The following is a 23,075-nucleotide window of genomic DNA, read 5'->3' as shown; positions in this document are numbered from 1 at the left end:
GCGTTATAGATCTATGTGAGACTTTGCAACCCGATTTGCCAGAACCTAGCGAGTAGCGGTGGTGACTACATTGATAGCGGCGGCGATAGCGGCGGCTTTGTCGAGCGTGGTGGTGTCGAGAATGAAAGCGTCGGGTGCAGCGACAAGCGGTGCGTCCTTGCGCTCCATATCGCGTTCGTCGCGGCGGCGGACCTGCTCCAGCACTTCCTCACGCGTGACATCGCGGCCTTGGCCCTGCATCTCGGCAAAGCGACGGTCGGTCCGTGCATCGAGCGAGGCGGTGACGAACAGTTTTACGTCGGCATCGGGGCAGATCACCGTGCCGATATCGCGCCCGTCCAGCACCGCACCGCCATCCTGCTGGGCGAATGCCCGCTGCCGCTCGAACAGGGCCTTGCGGACCCCGGGATGGACCGAGACCCGGCTGGCGAGGCTGCCCCCTGCCTCGCTGCGCAGTTCCGGATCTTCCAGCAAGCTGTCGGGGAAACTCGTTGCCGCCACCGCATCGGCCTCACTGTCCGGATCGGTGCCGTTCAACTGCACCTGCCGCCCGACCGCGCGGTAGAGCAGCCCGGTATCGAGGTGCGGCAGGCCGAAATGGGCGGCGAGCTGTTTGGAAATCGTGCCCTTGCCCGAAGCGGTGGGCCCGTCGACGGCGATGATCATTCCTGGTCCATCCTTTGCAGCCAGCCACGCAGGATCGCTTCTGTCTCGATCGGTCGATCCCTCAGGAAACCATGCGCACCGCCTGGAACGACGGCCAGTTCTGCCCCCGGCGCCAGTGCGACAAATTCCTGCACGGTATCGATCCGCGCAGAATCGTATTGCCCGATCAGAAACAGGGTGCGCGAACCGTCGATTTCCAGAAGCTTCGGCGTGGCGTCATAGTTCTTCAGCAACCCGGTGGAGGCAAATTCGCTCGGCCCCCACATGCTGTTGTAGATTAGGCCGTTGAAGCCTTCTCCGCGATAGGTGCGGGCATAGTCCGCCGCCGCTTCGTCGCGTGGCGGAGGGGTGTAATATTTCGAGTACACCTTGGTGAACACCTCGCCGCAAGTCCGGCCCGGCGGCGGGTCGTCGCCCTCGCACTGTTTCACCAGCTGGCGGTTCTCCTCGGACAATTCGCGCAGCAGCAGGTTGGCGTCGGTAATCCAGTGGATGGTGGAAATGAACGTCCCGCTCAGCACCGCGGAGGCGACATGATCGGGGTAGCGCGCTGCATATTCGAGCGCGATCGCCGAACCCCAGCTATGGCCGACCAGGTGCAGCTTTTCCGCCCCGACGGCGCTTCGGATTGCTTCCAGTTCTTCCACGAACCGCTCGACGCGCCAGTTCGCGGGATTGTCCGGCCGGTCCGACTTGCCGCTGCCCAGCTGGTCGTAAAGGATGATCGGCCTTTCATCCGCTAGGCCGAGGAACCGGGCGAAGCCCAGGTGTGTCCCACCCGGTCCGCCATGGATGAAGATTGCAGGCGTCTTGTCGCTCGCCGCGATGTCGCCATTGATGCGCACGTACACATTGCCGCCTTCGACCGGCACCATCAATTCGCGGTCGGGCGCAACCCATGCTGCGGCGTGGGTGACGGGCGCGGTGTCCTGCGCGACAAGCGGCGAGATCAGACTGCATGCTGCGACGAGTGCAAGTAGCGCTCTCTGGATCATGCTTCTTCCTCCATCGCGTCTGGTTCGGGGCGAGAGCGGACCGCCTTCACGAGCCCGTAAATCGCAATAGCAGCCCAGAAACCTTCGAGCACGAGGCTCGGCCAGTTGGTGTGGACCAGCAGGCTGACGGTCAGCATAGCGGCACCGAGCAGGTTGGTGCCATGAAGGATGTACGGGTTGGGCTTCTCACTGGCCGTGAGGTAGAAATAGGCGCCGATTATGCAGGCCATGCCGACGAAGCCGACGAGGGAGTAGATGTCGGTCATCGTGTTACCTCATCCAGCAGGGCTATGAAATTCGGGAAGCTCGTCGCAATGGGCGAGGTATCGTCCACTTCCACTCCGTCGCGGCTCGCGAGGCCTGCGACCGCCATGCTCATCGCGATGCGGTGATCGAGATGCGTTTTCACCCGCGCATTGGCGCTGCCCCGCAAGGGCTCGCCGCCCGTGCCGTGGATTGTGAGGCCATCCTCGCGCTCTTCCACCTGCGCGCCGACAGTCTTCAGCGCGGCGGCCATGGTGGCGAGGCGGTCGCTCTCCTTCACGCGCAGCTCTTCCAGCCCTCGAGTCACCGAGGTTCCCTGCGCCAGCGCAGCAGCGACGAACAACACCGGGAATTCGTCGATCATGCTTGGCGCGAGGGCCGGATCGACCTCAATCCCCTTGAGCGTCGCATGGCGCACGCGCAGGTCCGCCACCGGCTCTCCGCCGACCTCGCGCGGGTCCAGTTCCTCAATATTTGCGCCCATTGCGCGCAGCACGCCGACGAGTCCGGCGCGGGTGGGGTTCATGCCGACATTGCGGATCGTCAGGTCGCTGCCTTCGACCAGCGTCGCGGCGACCATGAAGAAGGCTGCGGAAGAGGGATCTCCCGGTACTACGATATCCTGCGGTTGCAGCTCTGGCTGGCCCGTCAGGCGGATGACGCGCTCGCCATCTTCCTCGCTCACCTCGATCAGCGCCCCGAACCCGCGTAGCATCCGTTCGGAATGGTCGCGCGTGGGTACCGGCTCGATCACCGTGGTAACGCCGGGCGTGTTGAGCCCCGCCAGCAGCACCGCGCTCTTCACTTGTGCGCTCGCCACCGGCAGGCGGTAAGTGATCGGCACGGCAGGATGCGCGCCTTCGAGCATCAGCGGCATGCGACCACCGGGGGAAGGCGTGAATCCCGCACCCATTTGCGACAGCGGTTCGATCACGCGGCCCATCGGACGCTTCGAAAGGCTGGCATCGCCGGTGAATGTCGCGGTGATCCCGTGGCTGGCCACCAGTCCCATCAGCAGGCGGGCAGAGGTGCCGCTATTGCCGCAGTCGAGCGCGGCATCGGGTTGCAGCAGCCCGCCGACGCCCACGCCGTGAATGCGCCACTCGCCGTCGCCTGTCCGCTCGATATCCGCGCCCATTGCGCGCATGGCAGCTGCGGTGGCGAGCACGTCCTCGCCCTCCAACAAACCGGTAACGCGCGTCTCACCCACGGCCAGAGCGCCCAGGATCAGCGAGCGGTGGCTGATCGACTTGTCGCCCGGCACGGCGATCGTCCCGCGCAAGGGGCCGCTCGCCCTGAACCGGCGCGAAGTGGGAGAAGTGCTCATAATCGGGTCTCTGTAATGCGGGGCGGGCTTTGACACCGGCTATGACGCATGGCAAGGCGCGCGCCATTCTTGATTCGGAGGCGGCTTCGCCCCAAGTCATGTCCCACGAATTTTTACCGGCGCGCGCGAATGGAACAAGCCAGCGCCCGCAACAAGGAACACACAATGGTCAAACCCGAATGGGGCACCAAGCGTACCTGCCCCAAGTGCGGCACGCGTTTCTACGATCTGGGCAACGAAGACCCGGTGACCTGCATCGAATGCGGTAACGAATGGACACCGGAGCCCGTGCTCAAGTCCAAGCAGCCGATTCCGTTCGAGGAAGAGGACAAGAAGAAGAAGGACAAGGAAGCCGATAGCGACCTTGCCGATGACGATCTGGAGGATATCGACGTCGACGAGGACGACGATTCACCGGATAACGAAGTGGATCTGGGCGGCGACGACGACCTGGGTGTGTCGAAGTCCAAGGGTGACGACGACGATAGCGACGATACCTGATGCGCTAGCCCTATTATTGGGCTTGCAAAGGGGCGCCGTGCTTTCTAAACGGCGCCTCCCATACCGGCCGGGGCCTTAGCTCAGCTGGGAGAGCGCTACAATGGCATTGTAGAGGTCAGCGGTTCGATCCCGCTAGGCTCCACCACCGGTTTCGGATAGTTCGCTATCCATGGAAGTGTTTCAGAAGGGGCAATGCCCCGACGCTGGCCGACGAGGTTTCGTCCGCCGGCGTTTTTCGCGTTTGATCCGGCTCTGTGCCGGGAATGGAGTAATCGGCTAGCATGTTCGACGCATTGTCGGATCGCCTTGGCAATACCTTCGACCGCTTGCGCGGACGTGGAGCCCTGCGCGAACAGGACGTGCGCGACGCGATGCGCGAAGTGCGGATCGCACTGCTCGAAGCCGATGTCGCGCTGCCCGTCGCGCGCGATTTCATTGCGAACGTCACCGAGAAAGCGGTCGGCGAGAGCGTCCTCAAGTCGGTCACCCCCGGCCAGCAGGTCGTCAAGATCGTCAATGACGAGCTGGTCGCGATGCTGGGCGGCTCCGAGGGCGAAGACGGTCACGTCCCGCTGGTGCTGGAGGCGAAGCCGCCGGTCGTCATCATGATGGTCGGCTTGCAGGGCTCGGGTAAGACGACCAGCACCGCCAAGCTCGGAAAGCTGATCCGCGAGAAGCACGGCAAGAAGGCCATGATGGCCTCGCTCGACGTTAATCGTCCGGCCGCGCAGGAACAGCTGGCGGTGCTGGGCGAGCAGGCGCAGGTCGACACCCTGCCGATCGTCGAAGGCCAGCAGCCGGTCGAGATCGCCAAGCGTGCGCTCGAATCCGCCAAGCTGCGCAATGTCGACGTGGTGCTGCTCGACACCGCGGGCCGCCTGCATGTCGACGAAGCGCTGATGGCCGAGATGAAGGCGGTCGCTTCGGTGGCGACGCCGACCGAAGTGCTGCTGGTGGTTGACAGCTTGACCGGCCAGGATGCGGTCAATGTCGCGCAGAGCTTCTCCGACGAAGTACCGCTGACCGGCGTGATCCTGACCCGGATGGATGGCGATGCGCGCGGCGGTGCGGCGCTTTCCATGCGCGCGGTTACCGGCAAGCCGATCAAGTTTGCGGGCGTGGGCGAGAAGCTGGATGCACTCGAAGCCTTTCACCCGCGCCGGGTTGCCGAACGCATCCTGGGCATGGGCGATGTCGTCTCGCTGGTCGAAAAGGCCGCCGAGACGATCAAGGTCGAGGAAGCGGAGCTTCTCGCCAAGCGGATGGCCAAGGGCCAGTTCGACCTCAACGACCTGCGCATGCAGCTGAACCAGATGCAGAGCATGGGTGGCCTCGGCATGCTGGCGGGCATGATGCCCGGCATGACGAAGGCCAAGGCCGCGATGCAGGCCAGCGGGATGGACGATAAGGTGCTGGTCCACATGGATGCGATCATGGGGTCCATGACGCCCAAGGAGCGCGCCAATCCCGCGCTGCTCAACGCCAAGCGCAAGCGCCGCGTCGCCGCAGGCAGCGGTACGCAGGTGCAGGACGTAAACAAGGTGCTGAAGATGCACCAGGAAATGTCTCGCGCGATGAAGCAGATCAAGAAGATGGGCGGGATGAAGGGCCTCGCTGCCATGCTTGGCGGAGGCGGCGGAATGGGCGGCCTTCCGGGGGCCGGTGCCAAGGGCATGCCCGCCCTGCCCGGACTGGACGGGAAAGGCGACGTGGACATGAGCAAGCTGCCCCCCGACCTGCAGAAATTACTTCCGAAGAAATAACCGATAACGACTTAGATTAGACCAAGGACGAACCAAAATGGCTATTGCACTTCGACTTTCGCGTGGCGGCGCCAAGAAGCGCCCCTACTACCGCATCGTTGCGGCGGACTCGCGCTACCCGCGCGATGGCCGCTATCTCGAACAGATCGGCACCTACAACCCGCTGCTCGCCAAGGACGACGAAAAGCGCGTCCAGCTGAACGAAGACCGCGCCAAGTACTGGCTGGGCGTCGGCGCGCAGCCGAGCGACCGCGTGGCCCGTTTCCTCGATGCCGCCGGCATCCGCGAGCGTGCGGCGCGCAACAACCCGAACAAGGCCGAGCCGGGCGAGAAGGCCAAGGAACGCGCCGAGGAAAAGGCTGCCAAGGAAGCTGAAGCCGCCGAAGCACTGAAGGCTGCCGAGGAAGCACCGGCGGAAGAAGAAACCAAGGTGGAAGAAGCTGCAGCTGAGGAAGCTCCGGCCGAAGAAACCAAGGAAGAAGCGCCCGCAGAGGAAGCTGGCGAAGAAAAGGCCGAGGGCTAAGCTCTCGTCATGGCGGATCGCCCCGTCACGCTTGCCGCCATTGTCGGCGCGCACGGCGTGACGGGCGAGGTCCGCCTGAAACTGTTCGGCGACGGGGTCGACGCGCTGAAAGGCCACAAGGTATTCAATGCCCATGAGCCTGGGAGCGCGCTGACCCCCGCCAAGATCCGCAGCGACAACAAGGGCGGAGCTATTGCCCGCTTCGCCGAAGTGCCGGATCGCACCGCGGCAGAGGCGCTGCGGGGCACCGTGCTGACCGTCCCGCGCGAGGCGTTGCCTCCGCTTGGCGACGACGAATTCTACCATACCGACCTGATCGGGCTGCCGATGGTCACGACAGAGGGCATTGCCATCGGGACCGTCGTCCACATCGCAAATTACGGCGCGACCGACATTGTCGAGATCGCGAAAGATCCCGTCCCGGAGAAGGGTCCGAAGACCTTCATGGTCCCGCTGATCCCGGCGGCTATTCCCGACTGGGACGATACGCGGCTAGTAGTGGCGACGGAGTTCGTCGACCGCTGATCGGGCGTCCGCCCTGTGGCGGTTTTTCTCGGAACATCATGCTCGCCCGGCACGCTGGGTGGGTATGAGGACGTTCAAGACAACCACCGCCATTCTGTTCGCACCGATGGTACTTGCAGCTTGCGCCGAGCCCGTGCAGCAGGCCCCCGACGACGAGCCACCGGGATCGGACAGCGCATTGATCGACGATCGCGGGTCCGACACGCCGGGTGCAGGTACCCGTCCGGCGGGGCAGGCAGACCTTGTGACAGTCAAAGGGCGGATCGCACATGGCGTCGAATGCCTGACGCTGAAAACGCCTGATGGAGATGTCTGGAGTTTCAATCCGGGCGAAGCCGAATTTGGACCGGGCGACTACGTCAGTATTCGCGGCGAGGTCGCCGATGCGAGCTTCTGCCAGCAGGGCAAAGGGACGCTGATCCCGCAGTGGATCGAGGAAATCGATCCGCCCGCCCGCGATCGCGATCCCGCGCGGGCAGGCGGTCTGGCTGTCACCAGTGAATACGTGCAGGGCAGCTGGGTTGCAAAAGGGCTAAAGGCCAATTGCGCCAAGCCCGATTTCGATGTCACGCCCAACTCGCGCGGCATGAGTATTATCGAAACGCGCATCAATGGCGTTCCAGAGACCGGCGTGGTCGATGTAGGGCCTACGCCCGCACTGCAGTGGGACGAACCATTGCCAACCCTGCCGATCGAAACGCGGGGCCCTGACGGGCTGGCGGTCATACCGGCAAAAGGGGCGGATAGTGTTACTTTGGCCGGGCACAGGATCGAAGGCGACGGGGTCGTGTTCGTCAAATGCGCCGATTGACGCTGGCTTGAACCGTCCGCCTGCGCGATAATCGCAAGCGATGGATGCGCAAAACACCGAACTGTGGCAACGGCTGGTCGATTACGAGATCGGGCCGGAGGATGCCGCGTTCTCCTTCGCGCAGCGGCTGGCGCGGGAGAACCGCTGGAGTGCGGATTATGCCGCGCGCGTGCTCACCGAATACAAGCGGTTCTGCTGGCTCGCCTGCGAGGCCGGGCACGAGGTCACGCCGTCCGATGCGGTCGATCATGCATGGCACCTGCACCTGACCTATAGCCGCGACTACTGGGGTCGTTTCTGCCCGCATGTCCTGCACATGCCGCTGCACCACGGGCCGACTGCGGGCGGCACGCAGGAGCGCACCCGGTATTACGACCAGTACGCGCAGACGCTCGCCGCGTACGCACAGCATTTCGGCGAACCCGCGCCGTTCGACATCTGGCCGGACGCACGGCGGCGCTTCGTGATCGATCCCAAGGCGGTACGAGTGAACCCGGCGGACGCCCTTATCCTGCCGCGCCCGATAGCCTATGGTCTCGGCGGCGCGATCGCGTTAGCCTTCGCCGCGTTTATCGCTGCGGCGATCCTGTGGGGAGGCCCATGAGTAGGCCAATAAGGAGGGACGCGTAATGGATCTCGGCTTGTCGGCATACGATGCTGGTGAATTCCTCGTCATCTACTCTGCGATGATGGTGTTCGGCTGGCTGATGACGGTGATCGTGCCGATGCTGTTCCGCCCCGCAGGCGAACCGGGCGTGCCCCAGACTGCCGGGCAGTATGCCGCGCTGGCGAGCGGGAAATCCCGCTACGCCGAGTCGGTCATGTCCGGCTTGCTGGCTTCGGGAAGGCTGGAGCTGGAAGGCAAGACATTCCATGTGCGCGACAGGCAGGCAGAGGGCGGAGGCGCCGAAACGCGGCTGATGTCGCTCGGCGACCGGTTCGACTGGAAAACCTTCGTGCGTGCGATAGACAGCGGGTACGAGACGGATCGCGATACGCTTCGCGCGGCTGGCCTGCTCGATGGGCCGGGCAAGGCATTCAAGGTGCGCGCCTTATCGGTCGTCCCGCTGATCGTGATCATCCTGTTCGGGCTGCACCGGTTCGATGCGGGCCGCGATCTGGGCGAGCCGGTCGGCGTGCTCGGCGTGCTGATCGCATTGGGCGCGGTGATCGTCGTCTGGCGGCTGCTTGCGGGGTTCCGCCGTACGCGAGCGGGTGACCGCGCACTCAAGGAAGCGCGACAGGAGCATGTCGGGCTGAAGCGCGCGCCGACCAATGAGCAGATGGCGCTGGGCGTAGCGATCTTCGGTACTGCCGTGCTCGCAGGAACGCCCTACGATCCGCTCCACGCGATGCGCCATGGCGGCGGCGGCGATGCAGGCTACGCCGGTGACGGCGGAGGCGATGGCGGCGGATCGGGCTGTGGTGGCGGTGGCTGCGGCGGTTGCGGAGGGTGACGGGAAGAGGCCGTCTCGGCCTGTTTTGCAGTTCAGACAGGGAGAATACGAAGTTGAAAACGCTTGCTTATCCAGTCCTCGCCAGTGTGGCTCTTTTTTCATCGCCGATTGTATACGCGCAGGAATCCTCAGGCGATCGGCCCTATCCTTTTACGAGCAGCTATTTCGTGGGTGAATGGGTCGATAGCGAGGATTGCTCGCTGGAACGGCTGACCATGAGCGCCGATGGCACCTTCACCGCTCCGGGAGGGGGAACAAGCACCTGGTCGCTTGACGGTAATGTCCTTACCTTTGGCAGCGGTACGAGCGCGAGCTCATTCATGGTCGAACCCGTCAGCCGGGGAAAGGTGATCATTTATAATGAGGATGGGACAGTCGGATATTCAATCCGCTGCTGAGTAATGCTGCTGAAATTCCGCGCGGGTCGATCTATCGGCGGAAGCCGCCGTGGCTCGGATCGCTGGGGTTGAGTAACTTCGTAAGTCTCGATTACGCAAACTATCATATGCAGCCCGATATGTTCGGCTTGCGGGTGGATACGCGGGCGAGGGATGGGGTGGAATGGGAGAGCTAGACGACTTTTACGTCTTGGCATTTGCTGTTCCGACAGTGCTGGCACTGGGGACCGCATACGGCATGGCGCGACTACTGAGGTCGCGGCTGGAAAGTGTGGTGAGCCCAGTGCGTTTCGTCGTGGCAGCAACCGCGCCCATGGCCGTGATCTTCGGCTATTTCATCATTTGGGATGCGATCGAGTTGGCTCGCCATCGCGCTGAGTATGGCGATATGGGATATATGGGGCCTCTTGGGATGCTGGTGTATGGCTTTCCGATCTACGTAGCGCTCGTGGTTGCTTGCATTTTGGTCGCCGCATTCACCTTCCATTCGCGAAAATGAGCGTCGGCCGAAGACTTGTTTTCTATAAGCCTCTCCCCGTGCGGGGAGGGGTTGGGGAGGGGCGTGCATTGGCCTAAGGCGTCGCACACCCACCCCTCGATCCCCTCCCTCAAGGGAGGGGAGGATTGTTGAAATGACCTTCGCAGCTACTGTCTTGACCTTGTATCCTGAGATGTTTCCGGGCCCGCTGGGCGTCTCGCTTGCCGGTCGCGCGCTGAAGGAAGGCGCGTGGTCGCTCGACACCGTGCAGATCCGCGATTTCGCGACCGACAAGCACCGCACGGTCGACGATACGCCGGCTGGCGGCGGGGCGGGCATGGTGCTCAAGTGCGATGTGTTGGCGGCGGCGCTGGATAGCGTGACGCAAGAGCCCTCACCCCTTCAGGGGGAAGGGTTGGGAGGGGGGCTTCCCGCGGACCAGCCCCTCCCCCCAACCCCCTCCCCGAGCGTGGAGGGGGAGGCACGGGCAATCCCCATCCTTGCGATGACGCCGCGCGGGAAACCGATCACGCAAGGCCGCATCCGCGAGATCGCGGAAGGGCCCGGCGTCACCATCATCTGCGGGCGGTTCGAAGGCTTCGACGAGCGGCTGTTCGAGGCGCGACCGGAGATCGAGGAAGTGTCGCTTGCCGACATCGTCCTGTCCGGCGGAGAACCTGCCGCGCTGGCGATACTCGACGCTTGCATTCGGCTGCTTCCGGGAGTAATGGGCGCGGCTTCAAGCGGGACCGAGGAGTCGTTCGAGGACGGCCTGCTCGAGTATCCGCACTACACCCGACCTCAGGAATGGGACGGGCGCACGATCTCCGAAGTGCTGCGATCGGGGGATCATGCGAAGATCGCGGCATGGCGGAAAGCCATGAGCGAAGAGATGACACGGTTACGCAGGCCGGATTTGTGGGAGCGCCATACTGGTGCTCCGGTCCAGCCTGCCTCTGGCGCGCAGCGAGAAACGAAGGACGATTAGGCATGAACCTGATCCAGCAGCTCGAAGCCGAAGCGATTGAAAATCTCGGCAAGGATATTCCGGAATTCCGCCCCGGCGACACCGTGCGCGTGGGCGTGAAGGTCGTCGAAGGTACGCGCGAGCGTATCCAGAACTTCGAAGGTGTGGTGATCGCGCGTTCGAACCGCGGCATGGGTTCCAACTTCACCGTGCGCAAGATCAGCTTTGGCGAAGGCGTGGAGCGCGTTTTCCCGCTCTACTCGCCGATCGTCGACTCGATCACCGTGGTCCGCCGCGGTGTCGTGCGTCGTGCGAAGCTGTACTACCTGCGTGGCCGCACCGGTAAGAGCGCGCGTATCGCCGAACGTCGCGATAACCGCCCGCTCCAAGGTGCTAAGGGGGGTGAAAAGACCGACGCGTAAGCTTCGGCCTCACAGCAAATCACACGAAGGGCGGTCCGATCGGGCCGCCCTTTTTCGTTGCGCCTTGCCATTTCTGCTCGTCATTGCGAGGAGTTGCCGCGACAACTTAACCACGGGGTGTCGGCCTGCAGGGGCGGCAACCTTAAACGGATCGCGGTGCGACCAGACCGGGCGCTCGCGATGACGATTGAGAGGAAATGACCAGATGCGCCATCTGCTTGCTGCCGCAGCCATTCTCGCACTTGCATCACCCCTTGCCGCGCAGGAAAGCGAAGACATGACGACCGAAGCCACTCAAAGCGGCGACCTCACTCTTGAGCGCGTATTTGCCAGTCCCAGCCTGAACGGTTCCAGCCCGCGTCAGACGAAGCTCTCGCCCGACGGCCGCTACCTGACGCTGCTGCGCAACCGCGAGGACGATCGGGAGCGTTACGACCTGTGGGGATATGATCGCGAAACCGGCGAATGGACCATGTTGGTCGACAGCGAGAAGCTGGGTTCGGGCCGCGAACTGTCCGAAGACGAGAAGATGCAGCGCGAGCGTGCACGGGTCGGCAGCCTGAAGGGCATCATTACCTATCAGTGGAACGCCGATGGTTCGGGCGTGCTCGTCCCGCTGGATGGCGATCTGTACCTCGCGAAGCTGGATGGCACCGTCACCCGGCTGACCGATACCGAGGAAAGCGAACTCAACCCCAAGCTCAGCCCCGAGGGCGAATATGTCTCCTTCGTGCGCGACCGGCAGCTGTGGGTCGGTGAGGTCGGCGGCGATGCCGCGCCGATCACGCCGAAGGAAGGCGAACTGATCCGCTGGGGCGAGGCGGAATTCGTCGCGCAGGAAGAAATGGCGCGGCTCACCGGATACTGGTGGAACGGGGACGACACGCGGCTGGCCGTGCAGCGCACTGACGAGAGCCCGGTGGGCATCGTCACCCGCGCGGCCATCGGCGCGACCGGCACCAAGGTTTACGACCAGCGCTATCCCGCGGCGGGCACGGACAATGCCATCGTGGAACTCTACGTGATGGACCCCGATGGCCAGAACCGCGTGAAAGTGGACCTGGGTGAGGAGACCGACATCTATCTCGCCCGCGTCGACTGGGCGCCCGACGGTTCGCTCTATGTCCAGCGGCAGAACCGCGAACAGACCGTGCTCGACATGCTCAAGGTCGATCCGGCCACGGGCAAGAGCAGCGTCTGGTTCACCGAGATGGCGGCGCGCGACGACTACTGGATCAACCTGTCCGACAATTATCACTTCATGAAAGACGGCTCGCTGATCTGGTGGAGCGAGCGTGACGGGATCGGCAATCTCTACCGTTTCAAGGGCGGCAAGTGGTCCAAGCTGACCGACCGCAAGGAGCCGGTCACCTCGCTGGTGGGGGTCGATGAGGGCAAAGGCTTGCTCTATTTCCGGGCGACCGAGGGCGTGCTGGAACAGCAGGTCTACCGGATGCCCGTCGACGGCAAGGCGGCGCCCGTCCGGCTGACCGAACTCGGTTATTCCAACGGCGCATCGATGGACAGCAAGGGCCAGACGCTGCTGATCGGTCGATCCTCCGACACGCAGCCGCCGCAGAGCTATCTCGCGGATACGGACGGGAAGCGTCTGGCATGGGTGGAAGAGAACGCGCTGGATGCCGACCATCCCTACACGCCTTTCCTCGCCAGCCATGTCATGCCCGAATACGGCACCGTAAAGGCGCAGGACGGCACCGACCTGCACTGGATGATGCTGAAGCCTGAGATGGAGCCGGGCAAGCGTTATCCGGTGTTCTTCTCGCACTATGGCGGCCCGGGCCCGCAGACCGTCAGCCGCGGCTGGACCGGCGCGCTGGCGCAGGCGGTGGTCGACAAGGGCTACATCTGGTTCCAGCTGGATAATCGCGGATCGGCCAATCGCGGAGTCGACTTCGAACAGCCGATCTATCGCGCAATGGGCGGGATCGAGGTGCGTGACCAGAAGGACGGGGCCGAATGGCTCAAGACGCTCGACTTCGTCGATCCGGACAAGATCGCGATCTACGGCTGGTCCTATGGCGGCTACATGACCTTGAAGCAGTTGCAGGCCGATCCGGGGCTTTATGCTGCGGGCGTATCCGGTGCCCCGGTGACCCGCTGGGAACTTTACGACACCCACTACACCGAACGCTACATGGGTGATCCGCGCGAGGTGCCCGAAGCCTACGATGCGGCGAGCGCGATCCCCGACGCCGGCAAGATCGAAGACCCGCTGCTGCTGATCCACGGCATGGCGGACGATAACGTGGTGTTCGAAAATTCGTCCGAGCTGATTTCGAAGCTGCAGGAAGGCAACGTGCCGTTCGAGATGATGCTCTATCCCGGATACACGCACCGCGTGGGGGGCGAGAATATCAGCCCGCACCTGTGGAACACGATCTTCCGCTTCCTCGAAAGCCATGGAGTGACGCCGCCCGAATGAGGACGCTCGCCTATCTTGGCCTAGCCTTGGCATTCATGGCCTCGCAGGCCCGCGCGCAAGATACGTGTGGGCCTGAACAGGCGCAGGTTGCGATCCTTGGGGTGCATCATTTCGTCTCGACGCAGAACCTGCTCACGCAGCAGGACGACGATGAGCTTGCTCCGCAACGTCAGGCCGAACTCGAGGCCATAGCCACCGCACTCGCGACTTTCGCACCCACGCGCATTGCGGTGGAACGCCCTTACGATCAGTCCGAACTGGACAGGCGCTACGCTGCCTATCTTGCCGGCGACTACGAACTGACTGCGGAAGAGACGGACCAGATCGGGTTTCGCCTTGCCCGCAAGCTCGGCCACGCCGGGCTCGATCATGTCCAGTACAAGGGTGAATTCCCGCTCGAACAGGTGGTCGCTTTTGCCGATGAGACCGGCCGCACTGGCGAATACCAGGCGATCATCGACGATGCGCGGTCCATGCTCGATCGGATTGACGAGACGCTCGCTTCGGGCGGGCTTCCGGCTACCTTTCGGTACCTGAACACGCCCGAAGCCATGCTGGCGAACCACCGCACATACATGGGCCTCAACGCTTTCGCGGATACTGCCGATCCTTCGGGAGGGGAGCGACCGGGGCCGGATCTGGTGAGCGAGTGGTACCGAACCAACCTGAACATTTTCGCGAATATCCAGGCTTTGGCCAAGCCCGGCGAAAAGGTGCTGGTCGTATACGGGCAGGGTCACGCGTGGTTGCTGAATGCATTCGCTGCGGAAGATCCTGCGATATGCCCGGTCGGTATCCTCGATTACCTGCCGCGCGGTTCTTGAACCGCATGGCACTGCGCGTCTTGCCAGAAGCGCGCCTGCGCCCCATGTGGCGGGCGATACACAGGAGTAATTGATGGGCTACAAGGTCGCCGTTGTCGGCGCGACGGGCAATGTCGGGCGCGAAATGATGCAGGTGCTCGCCGAGCGCGAGTTTCCGTGCGACGAGGTGGTCGCGCTGGCCAGCTCGCGTTCGCAGGGCACCGAGATCGAGTTCGGCGACACAGGCCAGATGCTCAAGTGCAAGAACCTTGAACATTATGACTTCTCCGGGTGCGACATCGCGTTGTTTTCGGCAGGGGGCAGCATCGCCAAGGAATACGCACCCAAGGCCGCGGCGGCGGGCTGCGTGGTGATCGACAATTCCTCGCACTACCGGATGGACCCGGACGTGCCGCTGATCGTGCCCGAGGTGAACCCGGACGCGATCGACGGCTATACCGCGAAGAACATCATCGCGAACCCGAACTGCTCGACCGCGCAGCTGATGGTGGCCTTGAAGCCCCTGCACGATGCCGCGACGATCAAGCGCGTGGTGGTGAGCACCTACCAGTCGGTTTCCGGAGCGGGCAAGGAAGGCATGGACGAGCTGTTCCAGCAAAGCCGTGCGATCTTCGTCGGCGATCCGGTGGAGCCGAGTAAGTTTACCAAGCAGATCGCGTTCAACGTGATCCCGCATATCGACGTTTTCCTGGACGATGGATCGACCAAGGAAGAGTGGAAAATGGTGGTCGAGACCAAGAAAATCCTCGATCCGAAGATCAAGCTGACTGCAACCTGCGTGCGCGTGCCCGTGTTCGTCGGCCATTCCGAAGCCGTGAGCATCGAGTTCGAGCGGGAGCTTTCGGCAGAGGCCGCGCAGGATATCCTGCGCGAGGCACCCGGCTGCATGCTGATCGATAAGCGCGAGGATGGCGGCTACATCACCCCGGTTGAAAGCGCAGGCGACGGTGCGACCTATATCAGCCGCGTGCGCGAAGACCCGACGGTGGAGAACGGGCTGAACCTGTGGTGCGTCAGCGATAACCTGAGGAAGGGCGCCGCGCTCAACGCGGTGCAGATTGCCGAACTGCTGGGCCGTCGCCACCTGAAGAAGGGCTGATCGCCATTCTCGGCCCCGATCCCCAACAGACCGAGCAGATGCGCGCCCAGATGGATCAGTCGCTCGACCAGATCGAGCGCGAGACATCGGCCTTCATGGGGCGGCTCATACGGCGCTGGGCAATCCGCTGGGTTATCGGTTTCGCGATCATCTTCGCGCTGACACGGCTGGTCGACTGGCTCGACTGGCTGTGGTGGATTGCGGTGCCGGTCGCCGCGCTGTCGCTGCTGGTGCCATTGCTGTTCCGCCGCTTCCTGATGAAACGGCTGGCGAGCGTCCGCGGGCAAATGGGCGGCTTCGGCGCTGGAGGCGAGACCATCGACGGGTCGTGGCGCGATACGACGGAAAGTGCGCGGCACGACACACCCCCGCGCGATCCGCAGCCGGGATCGGTCATCATCGACCAGCGCCCGCCCGATAAGGATCGCGACGACAGCTTGTGAAGCGCACGGCGCTGGGGCACTGTTCGCGCAGACAGATTTCCGGGGAGAGTGACATGAGGATGCGTATCGGTTTCGCAATGATCGGCGCGGCGGCTATCGCGCTCGCCGCGTGCCAGCAGGCCGACGAGCCTGCCGAACCGGTGACCGAAGAGCAGATCGCCGCGCAGGCGCCGAATGCGCCCGCCAACCGGCCGATCGACCTGCTGCCCGACGGGCTGGTGATCGCCGCGCCCGAGGCAGGCGGCGATGCGACCGTCCTCAACTTCGGCGACAGCGAGGAAAAAGTGATCGGCGCGCTCACCATGGTGTTCGGCGGCCCGCAATATGCGACCAATGCAGAGTGTGGTGCGGGTAGGATCACCTTCGCGACGTTCGACCAGTTCGTGGCCAACTTCCAGGACGATCGCTTCGTCGGCTGGTCGGTCAACGGGCCGAGCGAACGCGCCAGTTTCAGCGGTCCGCAGGGCGTCACACTGGGCATGGCGGCGGCCGACCTCAAGAAGCTGCCGACCTACGATCCATACGAGGAAAGCACGCTGGGCGAGGAGTTCCTGCTCGGCGGGGAAGAGATGCTGGTCTCGGGTCTGGTGGAGGACAACCAGGTTGCGGTGTTGTGGGGCGGCGTCGCCTGCAATTTCCGCTAGGATCATGCTGTCGGCAGAGCTCTATTTCAGCTTTCGGTCGCCCTATAGTTACCTCGCGATCGGGCGTTATCGCGCGCTGATGGAAAGCCACACGGTCGACATCGCACTGCGCCCGGTCTGGCCACTGGCAGTGCGCGAGCCCGATTTTTTCGAGCGCAACCATCCCAACTGGCTCGGTTACACGATGCGCGACATGATCCGCGTGGCGCAGTTCCACGGCATTCCCTTCGGCGCGCCCCGGCCCGACCCGATCGTGCAGGATGTGAGCACACGCAGGATTGCCGCCGAACAGCCCTTCATTGAACGCATCACCCGGCTGGGGCAGGCCGCCGCGCGGCGGGGCAAGGGCGTAGCCTTCGCACATGAGGCGGGTCAGCTCATCTGGGGCGGCGCGGAAAACTGGCACGAGGGCGATCACTTGGCAGGCGCTGCGCAGCGCGTTGGGCTCGATCTCGACGCGCTCGATAGCGAAATCGAAAGCGAAGCCGACGCGCTAGACGCTGAAATCGCTGCCAATCAGCATGCGCTCGAAGATGCAGGCCACTGGGGCGTGCCTACACTCGTTTTCGATGGCGAACCCTTTTTCGGACAGGATCGTATCGAAATGGTGAAGTGGCGAATGGAGCAGAAGGGGCTCGAACAGCGATGAGCGAAAAGGTCGCGAAAACCGGTGGCTGCCAGTGCGGGCGGGTGCGCTACACGGCCATGATCGATCCTGCGCAGGCCTACCTGTGCCATTGCCGCATGTGCCAGCGCGCGACGGGCGGTGTGTCGATTGCGTTTATCGGCCTGCCCAAGTGCGACATGGCGTGGGAGAGCGAGCCCGACTGGTATGGCAGCTCGCCCATCGCGCGGCGGCCATTTTGTTCACACTGCGGGACGCCGCTAGGCTTTGCATTCATCGAAGGCGAAAACATGGATATCACGCTCGGCAGTCTGGACGAGCCTTATGGCATAGAGCCGCACTGGCATTTCGCCTCGGAGAAGATCCACGAAGCCTGGGTCGATACATCCGCACTGCCGCGTAAGGCCCTGGCCGAACATACCGCTTTGAGCGACCGTTGGATCGAAGCCACGGGGGCGGTGCCCGAATGATGGATACGCACTTCGCTGGCTTCGGCGGTACGAAGCTCGCCCTGCATCGCACAGGCAAGGGCCGGCCGCTGGTCCTGCTGCACGGCCTGTTTTCCAGCGCGCAGATGAACTGGATCAAGTGGGGCCATGCAGACGCCCTTGCCGAGCAGGGATACGAGGTCCTGATGCTCGACTTCCGCGTACACGGAGAGAGCGAGGCGCCGCACGATCCGCAGGGCTACCCCGCTGGCGTGCTGGTGAAGGATGTGGTCGCACTGGTCGAACACCTCGGGCTGGACGATTATGACCTCGGCGGCTTCTCGCTGGGCGCGCGAACCGCGATCCACGGCGTCGCGAGTGGCAAGCTCACGCCGAAGCGCCTGATCCTTGGCGGGATGGGCGTGGACGGCCTGAGCGAATGGGAGAAACGCGCCGCGTACTTCCGCCGGGTGATCGACGAGTTCGATGCGATCCCGAAGGGCGATCCGGCTTTTTTCTCAATGCAGTTCCTCAAGTCCCAGAAGGTCGATCGGGTCGCCGCGCGCCTGTTGCTCGATACGATGGAAGACCTGCCGCTCTCGGCACTCGTCAACATTGATTGCCCCACGCTGGTGGTGTGCGGGGACGAGGACCGCGATAATGGCTCCGCGCAGGAGTTGGCCGAGCGCCTTCCGGACGCGAACTATGTCGAGGTGCCAGGCACGCATATGAGCAGTGTGACCAAGCCGGACCTTGGCCGTGCGATGACCGAGTGGCTGGGGCGGCCACAATGAGCGCTGCGGGGCCGAAACTGCGCTTGTGGCTGTGGGGACTGGTGGCATTCGCCGTGGTCATTGCCATCACCTACGCGGTTTCCGCTCCCGACAATGTGACTCTTGGCATCGTCGACCACCAGTCTGCGGGCAGTGCAGCGCGGGTAGACCAGATCCAGGCGCAATGGAGTGCGGCCGGGAGGCGTCCGCTGGCGATTGTCGCCATGCTGGGGGACCTTGTCTTCATCGGCATCTATGGCTGGGGCAGCTGGATCGCCGGGCGCAGTTTCATGGCGCTGGGCGGACTGCTGCGGATCATCGGTGCCCTGGTGGCCATCGCCGCGATGATCTTCCTGCTGACCGACTACACCGAGACGCTGCTCCAGCTGTTTCAGTTGCTCCGCGATGAAGGTTCGGACCGCTTGGCAGGCATTGCTGCGACCGTCCGTCCGATCAAGACCGTGGCCTGGATCGTCACTTTTCTCGGCGTGATTGCTGCACTCGCAATCCGCCGCTTTGCTCCATCGTCCGCTTGATTAAGCTTCGCGGCAGGTGCAATCCGATAGCACGAATAACGATATTCCCGTCCGATCCGGAGAGGTCCCCGCATGAAGCTGTTTTCCGTTTCTCTCGCCGCGCTTGCTGCCGCGACGATTGCCACGCCCGCGCTCGCCGATCATCATGAAGAAACGGAGACCGCGCGGGCCGAATATTCGATGACTCCACAGGGCGCGGCGGACTGGGTCGCGATGGTCGAACAGACGATGTTTGATTACACCGTCCGCGCCAGCCAGGTTTATTGGGTCAACGCGACCTACATCACCACGGATACGGACGCACTGGCTGCGCAGTTTGGTGCGGAAGGCACCGAGATGAGCGTGAACTATGCGCTCGAAGCGGCCAAATATGCGGAGATTGACGGTCTCGACGCTGAGGTGAAGCGCAAACTGGATATGCTGCGCAACGGCATCGTCCTGCCTGCGCCGACCACGGCTGGCGCCGCCACCGAACTGAACGAGATCGCGACCAGCCTCAACAGTCAGTACGGCAAGGGCAAGGGCACGCTGAACGGCGAGGAAATCAACGGCTCCGACATCGAAGCCGAGATGGGCAATCTGGACCGTACACCAGAGGAACTCGCCGAGATGTGGGCCAGCTGGCACACCAATGTCGGCGCGCCGATGAAGGAAGACTATGCCCGCATGGTCGAGATTGCCAACGAAGGCGCGGCAGAGCTGGGATTCGACAATGTCGGCACCATGTGGCGTTCGGGCTACGACATGCCGCCGGAAGAATTCTCCGAAGAGCTGGAGCGGATGTGGCAGGAAGTCGCACCGCTTTACCAGTCGCTGCACACCTATGTTCGCAGCAAACTGAACGAGAAATACGGCGACGATATCCAGCCCGCCAGCGGCCCGATCCGTGCCGACCTGCTAGGCAATATGTGGGCGCAGGAATGGGGCAATATCTACCCGCTGGTGGCGCCCGAAGGCGCCGGCGACATCGGCTACGACCTGACCGAACTGATCGAGCAGAAGGGGCTGTCCGAGGTCGATATGGTCAAGGTGGGCGAACAGTTTTTCAGCTCGCTTGGGTTCGAGCCTCTACCCGAGACGTTCTACGAGCGCAGTCAGTTCGTGAAGCCGCAGGATCGCGAAGTCGTGTGCCATGCATCTGCTTGGGACATCGACAACAAGGACGATATCCGCATCAAGATGTGCATCAAGCGCAACGCGGACGACTTCATCACCATCCACCACGAACTGGGCCACAACTACTACCAGCGCGCCTACAAGGAGCAGGAATTCCTGCATCTCAACGGCGCGAACGACGGCTTCCATGAGGCCATCGGCGACATGATCGCACTGTCGATCACGCCCGAATATCTCGTCCAGATCGACATGCTGGACCGCGAAGACGTGCCCGGCGCCGACAAGGATATCGGCCTGCTGCTGCGACAGGCGATGGACAAGGTCGCGTTCCTGCCCTTCGGCCTGCTGGTCGACAAGTGGCGCTGGGGCGTGTTCGACGGGTCGATCCAGCCAGGCGACTACAACGTCGCGTGGCACGACCTGAAGCGCCAGTACCAGGGCATCACCCCGCCGGTGGAGCGCCCTGCCGACGCCTTCGATCCGGGCGCGAAATACCACATCCCCGGCAACACGCCCTACACGCGCTATTTCCTCGCGCGCATCCTGCAATTCCAGTTCTACAAGGCGGCATGCGATGCCGCGGGCTGGGAGGGTCCGCTGCACCGCTGTTCATTCTACGGGAATGAGGACGTGGGCGAGAAGCTGAACGCCATGCTCGAAATGGGTGCCAGCAAGCCCTGGCCCGACGCGCTGGAGGCCTTCACCGGCACCCGAGAAATGAGCGGCAAGGCGATGATGGAGTACTTCGCGCCGTTGAAGGCATGGCTGGACGAACAGAACGCCGGTCAGCCCAGCGGATGGTGACGGATCGCACGGCGACCGAGCGTGGGGGCAGCGCCCGTTGATCACCGTAGGATGGCGCGAACTGGTCGACCTGCCCGAACTGGGGTTGAAGGCCGTGCCTGCGAAGATCGACAGCGGCGCGCGCACCAGTTCGCTGCACGGCATCGTGCTCGACGAGTTCAAGCGCGATGGAGAGAAGTTCGTCCGGTTCGAGGTGTTCTTTCCGGGCAGCCGCGTGATGCAGGTGTGCGAGGCCGTGCATGTCGATGTGCGCGGTATCACCAGCTCGAATGGCGAGACCCAGCTGCGCTATGTCATCAAGACCCCGCTTACCCTGGGGGATGAAACCTTTCGCGCCGAGATCAGCCTTGCAGATCGTAGCGACATGAAGTTCCCGATGCTGATAGGGAGGAGTGCACTGCGTCGCCGTTTCCTGGTCGATTCGGGCAATTCCTGGCTCCAGACCCCCGGCCGGGAACCCGTGAAAGGCCACAAGCCTTGATCAGGGCCATAAGGACCACACCATGAAAATCGCACTGCTCGCCCGCAATCCCAACCTCTATTCGCACAAGCGCCTGATGGAGGCAGCGGAACAGCGCGGGCACGAAATTACGTGGCTCAACACCCTGCGCTGCACGGTGCATATCGCGAGCCACCGGCCAGAGGTCTATTACGATGGGGAGCCCGCGATCGGCTTCGACGCGGTGATCCCGCGCATCGGCGCCTCGATTACGAACTATGGTCTCGCCATCCTGCGCCAGTTCGAAATGCGCGGCTGCTGGCCACTCAACGAGAGTGTCGCCATCGGGCGCAGTCGCGACAAACTGCGCAGCTTGCAGATCCTCGCCAAGCACGGCCTCGGCCTGCCGCTGACCGCCTATGCCAACGATCCAAAGAAGGCGGAGGAGATTATCCGCGCGGTCAAGGGCCCGCCGGTGGTCATCAAGCTGCTGGAGGGGACGCAGGGCATCGGGGTGGTTCTGGCGGACTCGATGTCGAGCGCGAAGTCGGTGATCGAGGCGTTTCGCGGGGCCAATGTGAACATCCTGGTGCAGGAGTTCATCAAGGAAGCGGGCGGCACGGATATCCGCGCTCTGGTGATCGGGGGCAAGGTGGTCGCAGCGATGAAGCGCACCGGCGCGGCGGACGATTTCCGTTCCAACCTGCACCGTGGCGGCAGTGCTCAGCTGATCAAGATTACGCCCGAGGAGCGCAGCACCGCAGTGCGCGCGGCCAAGCGCATGGGCCTGAACGTGTGCGGGGTGGACATGCTGCGGTCCAACCACGGGCCGGTCATCATGGAAGTGAATTCCTCGCCCGGACTGGAAGGCATCGAGGCGGCGACCGGCAAGGATATCGCAGGTCAGATCATCGAATTCATCGAAGGCCACGCGAAGATCGGCGCGACCAAGACGAAGGGCGCGGGGTAGCGCTTCGAAATTTCAGGCCGGACGGGAACGGAAAGGCCGATAGCGCGAGAGCAAGTGTCGCTTATAACGACAGGTGAGCCAGATGCGCTCGGCCCAGGCACGATTACATTTCGCTTTTCCGTTTTGCATTCTGGAGATACTTCCCGGGGATATTCTGTTGTGGGAGAGTTCAGGTGCCCAGGCTGAAACGGATAATTGCCATTGTGTCGATGGCGACAGGCATGGCTTTCTCATCGCCCGGTGCAGCGCAGGCCACCGACTGGGAGCCGAACGAAGCACTGGAGCCGTGTTTCACTAGCGACGGAACCGATGAGGGCGTCGCCGCCGCGCTGGCGAAGTGCCGCGAACTGCTGGGCAGCGCACGCTACGGCGGCGAGGATGCGGCGATGCTCCGCTACGCGATCATCAATTTCGAAAGCAGGACGCTCACCGTCGACGAACAGGTCGAGCGGCTTACCTCTCTCACGCGCGAAAGCCTGCCGGTAAACTACCGGTATCAGCGCGACGCACTGCTTGCAGGCATTTGCTACGACGCAAAGAAATGGGCCTGCGTCGTCGATGCGATCAGGCCCGATCTTCGATCCAACTATCTGGCGATGAGCGAGCTCACGATGTTCGCCGAGGCTATGACCGAGACGCAAGGCGTGGCAGCTGTCGAGACGCTTGCCAGCGAACTGATCCAGCAGGATACGCAATCGGCGGTCGGTTATCTGCTGCGGGCAGACGCGCGCAAGCAGGGCGGAGACAAGGCCGGGGCAGCGGGTGACCTGGTTACGGCGGGTGCCCGGATGAGGAGTGATTATGCCGACGGCCAGAATCATGTCTGCTGGCGGC

The 23,075-nt window shown here is 63.3% G+C and carries 28 protein-coding genes and 1 tRNA gene; 25 read left to right on the top strand and 4 right to left on the bottom strand.

Features of this window, described 5'->3' with window-relative positions; all coding sequences use genetic code 11:
* Positions 1–45 precede the first annotated feature (45 nt).
* From cmk to aroA, 4 genes are read right to left on the bottom strand one after another with little or no spacing between them, the layout of a single operon-like run.
* Positions 46–666: a (d)CMP kinase gene (gene cmk / locus ACEQXE_RS11905; RefSeq protein ID WP_370179612.1), complete on the bottom strand. Its 621-nt coding sequence runs from the start codon at positions 664–666 to the stop codon at positions 46–48.
* Positions 663–1,661, bottom strand: a complete 999-nt coding sequence (locus ACEQXE_RS11900; RefSeq protein WP_370179610.1) for a proline iminopeptidase-family hydrolase — start codon at positions 1,659–1,661, stop codon at positions 663–665. Before ACEQXE_RS11900 ends, cmk begins: the two co-directional genes overlap by 4 nt.
* A complete protein-coding gene (locus ACEQXE_RS11895) occupies positions 1,658–1,927 on the bottom strand; it encodes a permease (protein ID WP_370179608.1) in 270 nt (89 codons plus the stop codon). The genes ACEQXE_RS11900 and ACEQXE_RS11895 overlap by 4 nt, the downstream gene beginning before the upstream one ends.
* Positions 1,924–3,252 carry a 3-phosphoshikimate 1-carboxyvinyltransferase gene (gene aroA / locus ACEQXE_RS11890; protein WP_370179607.1) on the bottom strand — a complete coding sequence of 443 codons (1,329 nt, stop codon included), beginning with the start codon at positions 3,250–3,252 and terminating at the stop codon, positions 1,924–1,926. The genes ACEQXE_RS11895 and aroA overlap by 4 nt, the downstream gene beginning before the upstream one ends.
* Before the next feature lie 165 nt (positions 3,253–3,417).
* Between aroA and ACEQXE_RS11885 the strand changes: the two genes are divergently transcribed.
* The 25 genes from ACEQXE_RS11885 to ACEQXE_RS11765 form a co-directional block, all read left to right on the top strand.
* Positions 3,418–3,753: a TIGR02300 family protein gene (locus tag ACEQXE_RS11885; RefSeq protein WP_370179605.1), complete on the top strand. Its 336-nt coding sequence runs from the start codon at positions 3,418–3,420 to the stop codon at positions 3,751–3,753.
* Between the two features lie 69 nt (positions 3,754–3,822).
* Positions 3,823–3,898: transfer RNA gene (locus tag ACEQXE_RS11880), tRNA-Ala, on the top strand.
* A gap of 136 nt (positions 3,899–4,034) precedes the next feature.
* On the top strand, positions 4,035–5,516 hold the full coding sequence (gene ffh, locus ACEQXE_RS11875) for a signal recognition particle protein (protein ID WP_370179603.1): 1,482 nt from the start codon (positions 4,035–4,037) through the stop codon (positions 5,514–5,516).
* Between the two features lie 37 nt (positions 5,517–5,553).
* Positions 5,554–6,039, top strand: a complete 486-nt coding sequence (rpsP, locus tag ACEQXE_RS11870) for a 30S ribosomal protein S16 (protein ID WP_370179602.1) — start codon at positions 5,554–5,556, stop codon at positions 6,037–6,039.
* 9 nt (positions 6,040–6,048) lie between these two features.
* On the top strand, positions 6,049–6,564 hold the full coding sequence (gene rimM / locus ACEQXE_RS11865) for a ribosome maturation factor RimM (RefSeq protein WP_370179601.1): 516 nt from the start codon (positions 6,049–6,051) through the stop codon (positions 6,562–6,564).
* Between the two features lie 133 nt (positions 6,565–6,697).
* A complete protein-coding gene (locus ACEQXE_RS11860) occupies positions 6,698–7,375 on the top strand; it encodes a DUF5818 domain-containing protein (RefSeq protein ID WP_370182873.1) in 678 nt (225 codons plus the stop codon).
* 40 nt (positions 7,376–7,415) lie between these two features.
* Positions 7,416–7,979 carry a hypothetical protein gene (locus ACEQXE_RS11855; RefSeq protein ID WP_370179597.1) on the top strand — a complete coding sequence of 188 codons (564 nt, stop codon included), beginning with the start codon at positions 7,416–7,418 and terminating at the stop codon, positions 7,977–7,979.
* Positions 7,980–8,004: 25 nt separating this feature from the next.
* A complete protein-coding gene (locus ACEQXE_RS11850; RefSeq protein ID WP_370179595.1) occupies positions 8,005–8,832 on the top strand; it encodes a TIGR04222 domain-containing membrane protein in 828 nt (275 codons plus the stop codon).
* A 53-nt stretch (positions 8,833–8,885) separates the two neighbouring features.
* Positions 8,886–9,230, top strand: coding sequence for a hypothetical protein (locus ACEQXE_RS11845; protein WP_370179594.1), 345 nt, complete (start codon positions 8,886–8,888; stop codon positions 9,228–9,230).
* A gap of 163 nt (positions 9,231–9,393) precedes the next feature.
* Positions 9,394–9,729, top strand: a complete 336-nt coding sequence (locus ACEQXE_RS11840) for a hypothetical protein (RefSeq protein WP_370179592.1) — start codon at positions 9,394–9,396, stop codon at positions 9,727–9,729.
* Positions 9,730–9,862: 133 nt separating this feature from the next.
* Entirely contained in the window at positions 9,863–10,696 is an 834-nt protein-coding gene (gene trmD, locus ACEQXE_RS11835) for a tRNA (guanosine(37)-N1)-methyltransferase TrmD (protein WP_370179590.1), read from the top strand.
* Positions 10,697–10,698: 2 nt separating this feature from the next.
* Complete coding sequence (rplS, locus tag ACEQXE_RS11830; protein ID WP_370179588.1) at positions 10,699–11,097, top strand: 50S ribosomal protein L19; 399 nt, start codon at positions 10,699–10,701, stop codon at positions 11,095–11,097.
* A gap of 205 nt (positions 11,098–11,302) precedes the next feature.
* Positions 11,303–13,540 (top strand): DPP IV N-terminal domain-containing protein, encoded by a 2,238-nt coding sequence (locus ACEQXE_RS11825; RefSeq protein ID WP_370179586.1) that lies wholly within the window; start codon positions 11,303–11,305, stop codon positions 13,538–13,540.
* Positions 13,537–14,364, top strand: coding sequence for a DUF5694 domain-containing protein (locus ACEQXE_RS11820; RefSeq protein ID WP_370179584.1), 828 nt, complete (start codon positions 13,537–13,539; stop codon positions 14,362–14,364). Before ACEQXE_RS11825 ends, ACEQXE_RS11820 begins: the two co-directional genes overlap by 4 nt.
* Positions 14,365–14,437: 73 nt before the next feature.
* A complete protein-coding gene (locus tag ACEQXE_RS11815) occupies positions 14,438–15,463 on the top strand; it encodes an aspartate-semialdehyde dehydrogenase (protein ID WP_370179583.1) in 1,026 nt (341 codons plus the stop codon).
* A 38-nt stretch (positions 15,464–15,501) separates the two neighbouring features.
* Positions 15,502–15,906 carry a hypothetical protein gene (locus tag ACEQXE_RS11810; protein ID WP_370179581.1) on the top strand — a complete coding sequence of 135 codons (405 nt, stop codon included), beginning with the start codon at positions 15,502–15,504 and terminating at the stop codon, positions 15,904–15,906.
* 53 nt (positions 15,907–15,959) lie between these two features.
* A complete protein-coding gene (locus ACEQXE_RS11805) occupies positions 15,960–16,550 on the top strand; it encodes a hypothetical protein (protein ID WP_370179579.1) in 591 nt (196 codons plus the stop codon).
* 4 nt (positions 16,551–16,554) lie between these two features.
* A complete protein-coding gene (locus ACEQXE_RS11800; protein WP_370179578.1) occupies positions 16,555–17,199 on the top strand; it encodes a 2-hydroxychromene-2-carboxylate isomerase in 645 nt (214 codons plus the stop codon).
* Positions 17,196–17,645 carry a GFA family protein gene (locus tag ACEQXE_RS11795; protein ID WP_370179576.1) on the top strand — a complete coding sequence of 150 codons (450 nt, stop codon included), beginning with the start codon at positions 17,196–17,198 and terminating at the stop codon, positions 17,643–17,645. Before ACEQXE_RS11800 ends, ACEQXE_RS11795 begins: the two co-directional genes overlap by 4 nt.
* Positions 17,642–18,397 (top strand): alpha/beta fold hydrolase, encoded by a 756-nt coding sequence (locus tag ACEQXE_RS11790; protein ID WP_370179574.1) that lies wholly within the window; start codon positions 17,642–17,644, stop codon positions 18,395–18,397. Before ACEQXE_RS11795 ends, ACEQXE_RS11790 begins: the two co-directional genes overlap by 4 nt.
* Positions 18,394–18,912 carry a hypothetical protein gene (locus ACEQXE_RS11785; RefSeq protein WP_370179572.1) on the top strand — a complete coding sequence of 173 codons (519 nt, stop codon included), beginning with the start codon at positions 18,394–18,396 and terminating at the stop codon, positions 18,910–18,912. The genes ACEQXE_RS11790 and ACEQXE_RS11785 overlap by 4 nt, the downstream gene beginning before the upstream one ends.
* A gap of 72 nt (positions 18,913–18,984) precedes the next feature.
* Complete coding sequence (locus tag ACEQXE_RS11780; protein WP_370179570.1) at positions 18,985–20,832, top strand: M2 family metallopeptidase; 1,848 nt, start codon at positions 18,985–18,987, stop codon at positions 20,830–20,832.
* Between the two features lie 37 nt (positions 20,833–20,869).
* On the top strand, positions 20,870–21,313 hold the full coding sequence (locus ACEQXE_RS11775) for an ATP-dependent zinc protease (RefSeq protein ID WP_370179569.1): 444 nt from the start codon (positions 20,870–20,872) through the stop codon (positions 21,311–21,313).
* Positions 21,314–21,335: 22 nt separating this feature from the next.
* Complete coding sequence (gene rimK, locus ACEQXE_RS11770; protein WP_370179567.1) at positions 21,336–22,241, top strand: 30S ribosomal protein S6--L-glutamate ligase; 906 nt, start codon at positions 21,336–21,338, stop codon at positions 22,239–22,241.
* A 221-nt stretch (positions 22,242–22,462) separates the two neighbouring features.
* Positions 22,463–23,075, top strand: a 613-nt coding sequence (locus ACEQXE_RS11765; RefSeq protein ID WP_370179565.1) for a hypothetical protein, incomplete at its 3' end; no start/stop codon positions are given.

The organism is Alteriqipengyuania sp. (assembly GCF_964222115.1).
Classification (GTDB): Bacteria; Pseudomonadota; Alphaproteobacteria; order Sphingomonadales; family Sphingomonadaceae; genus Alteriqipengyuania.
The sequence above is the reverse complement of the archived record's forward strand: the minus strand, read 5'-3'. Positions and strand labels throughout refer to the sequence as shown.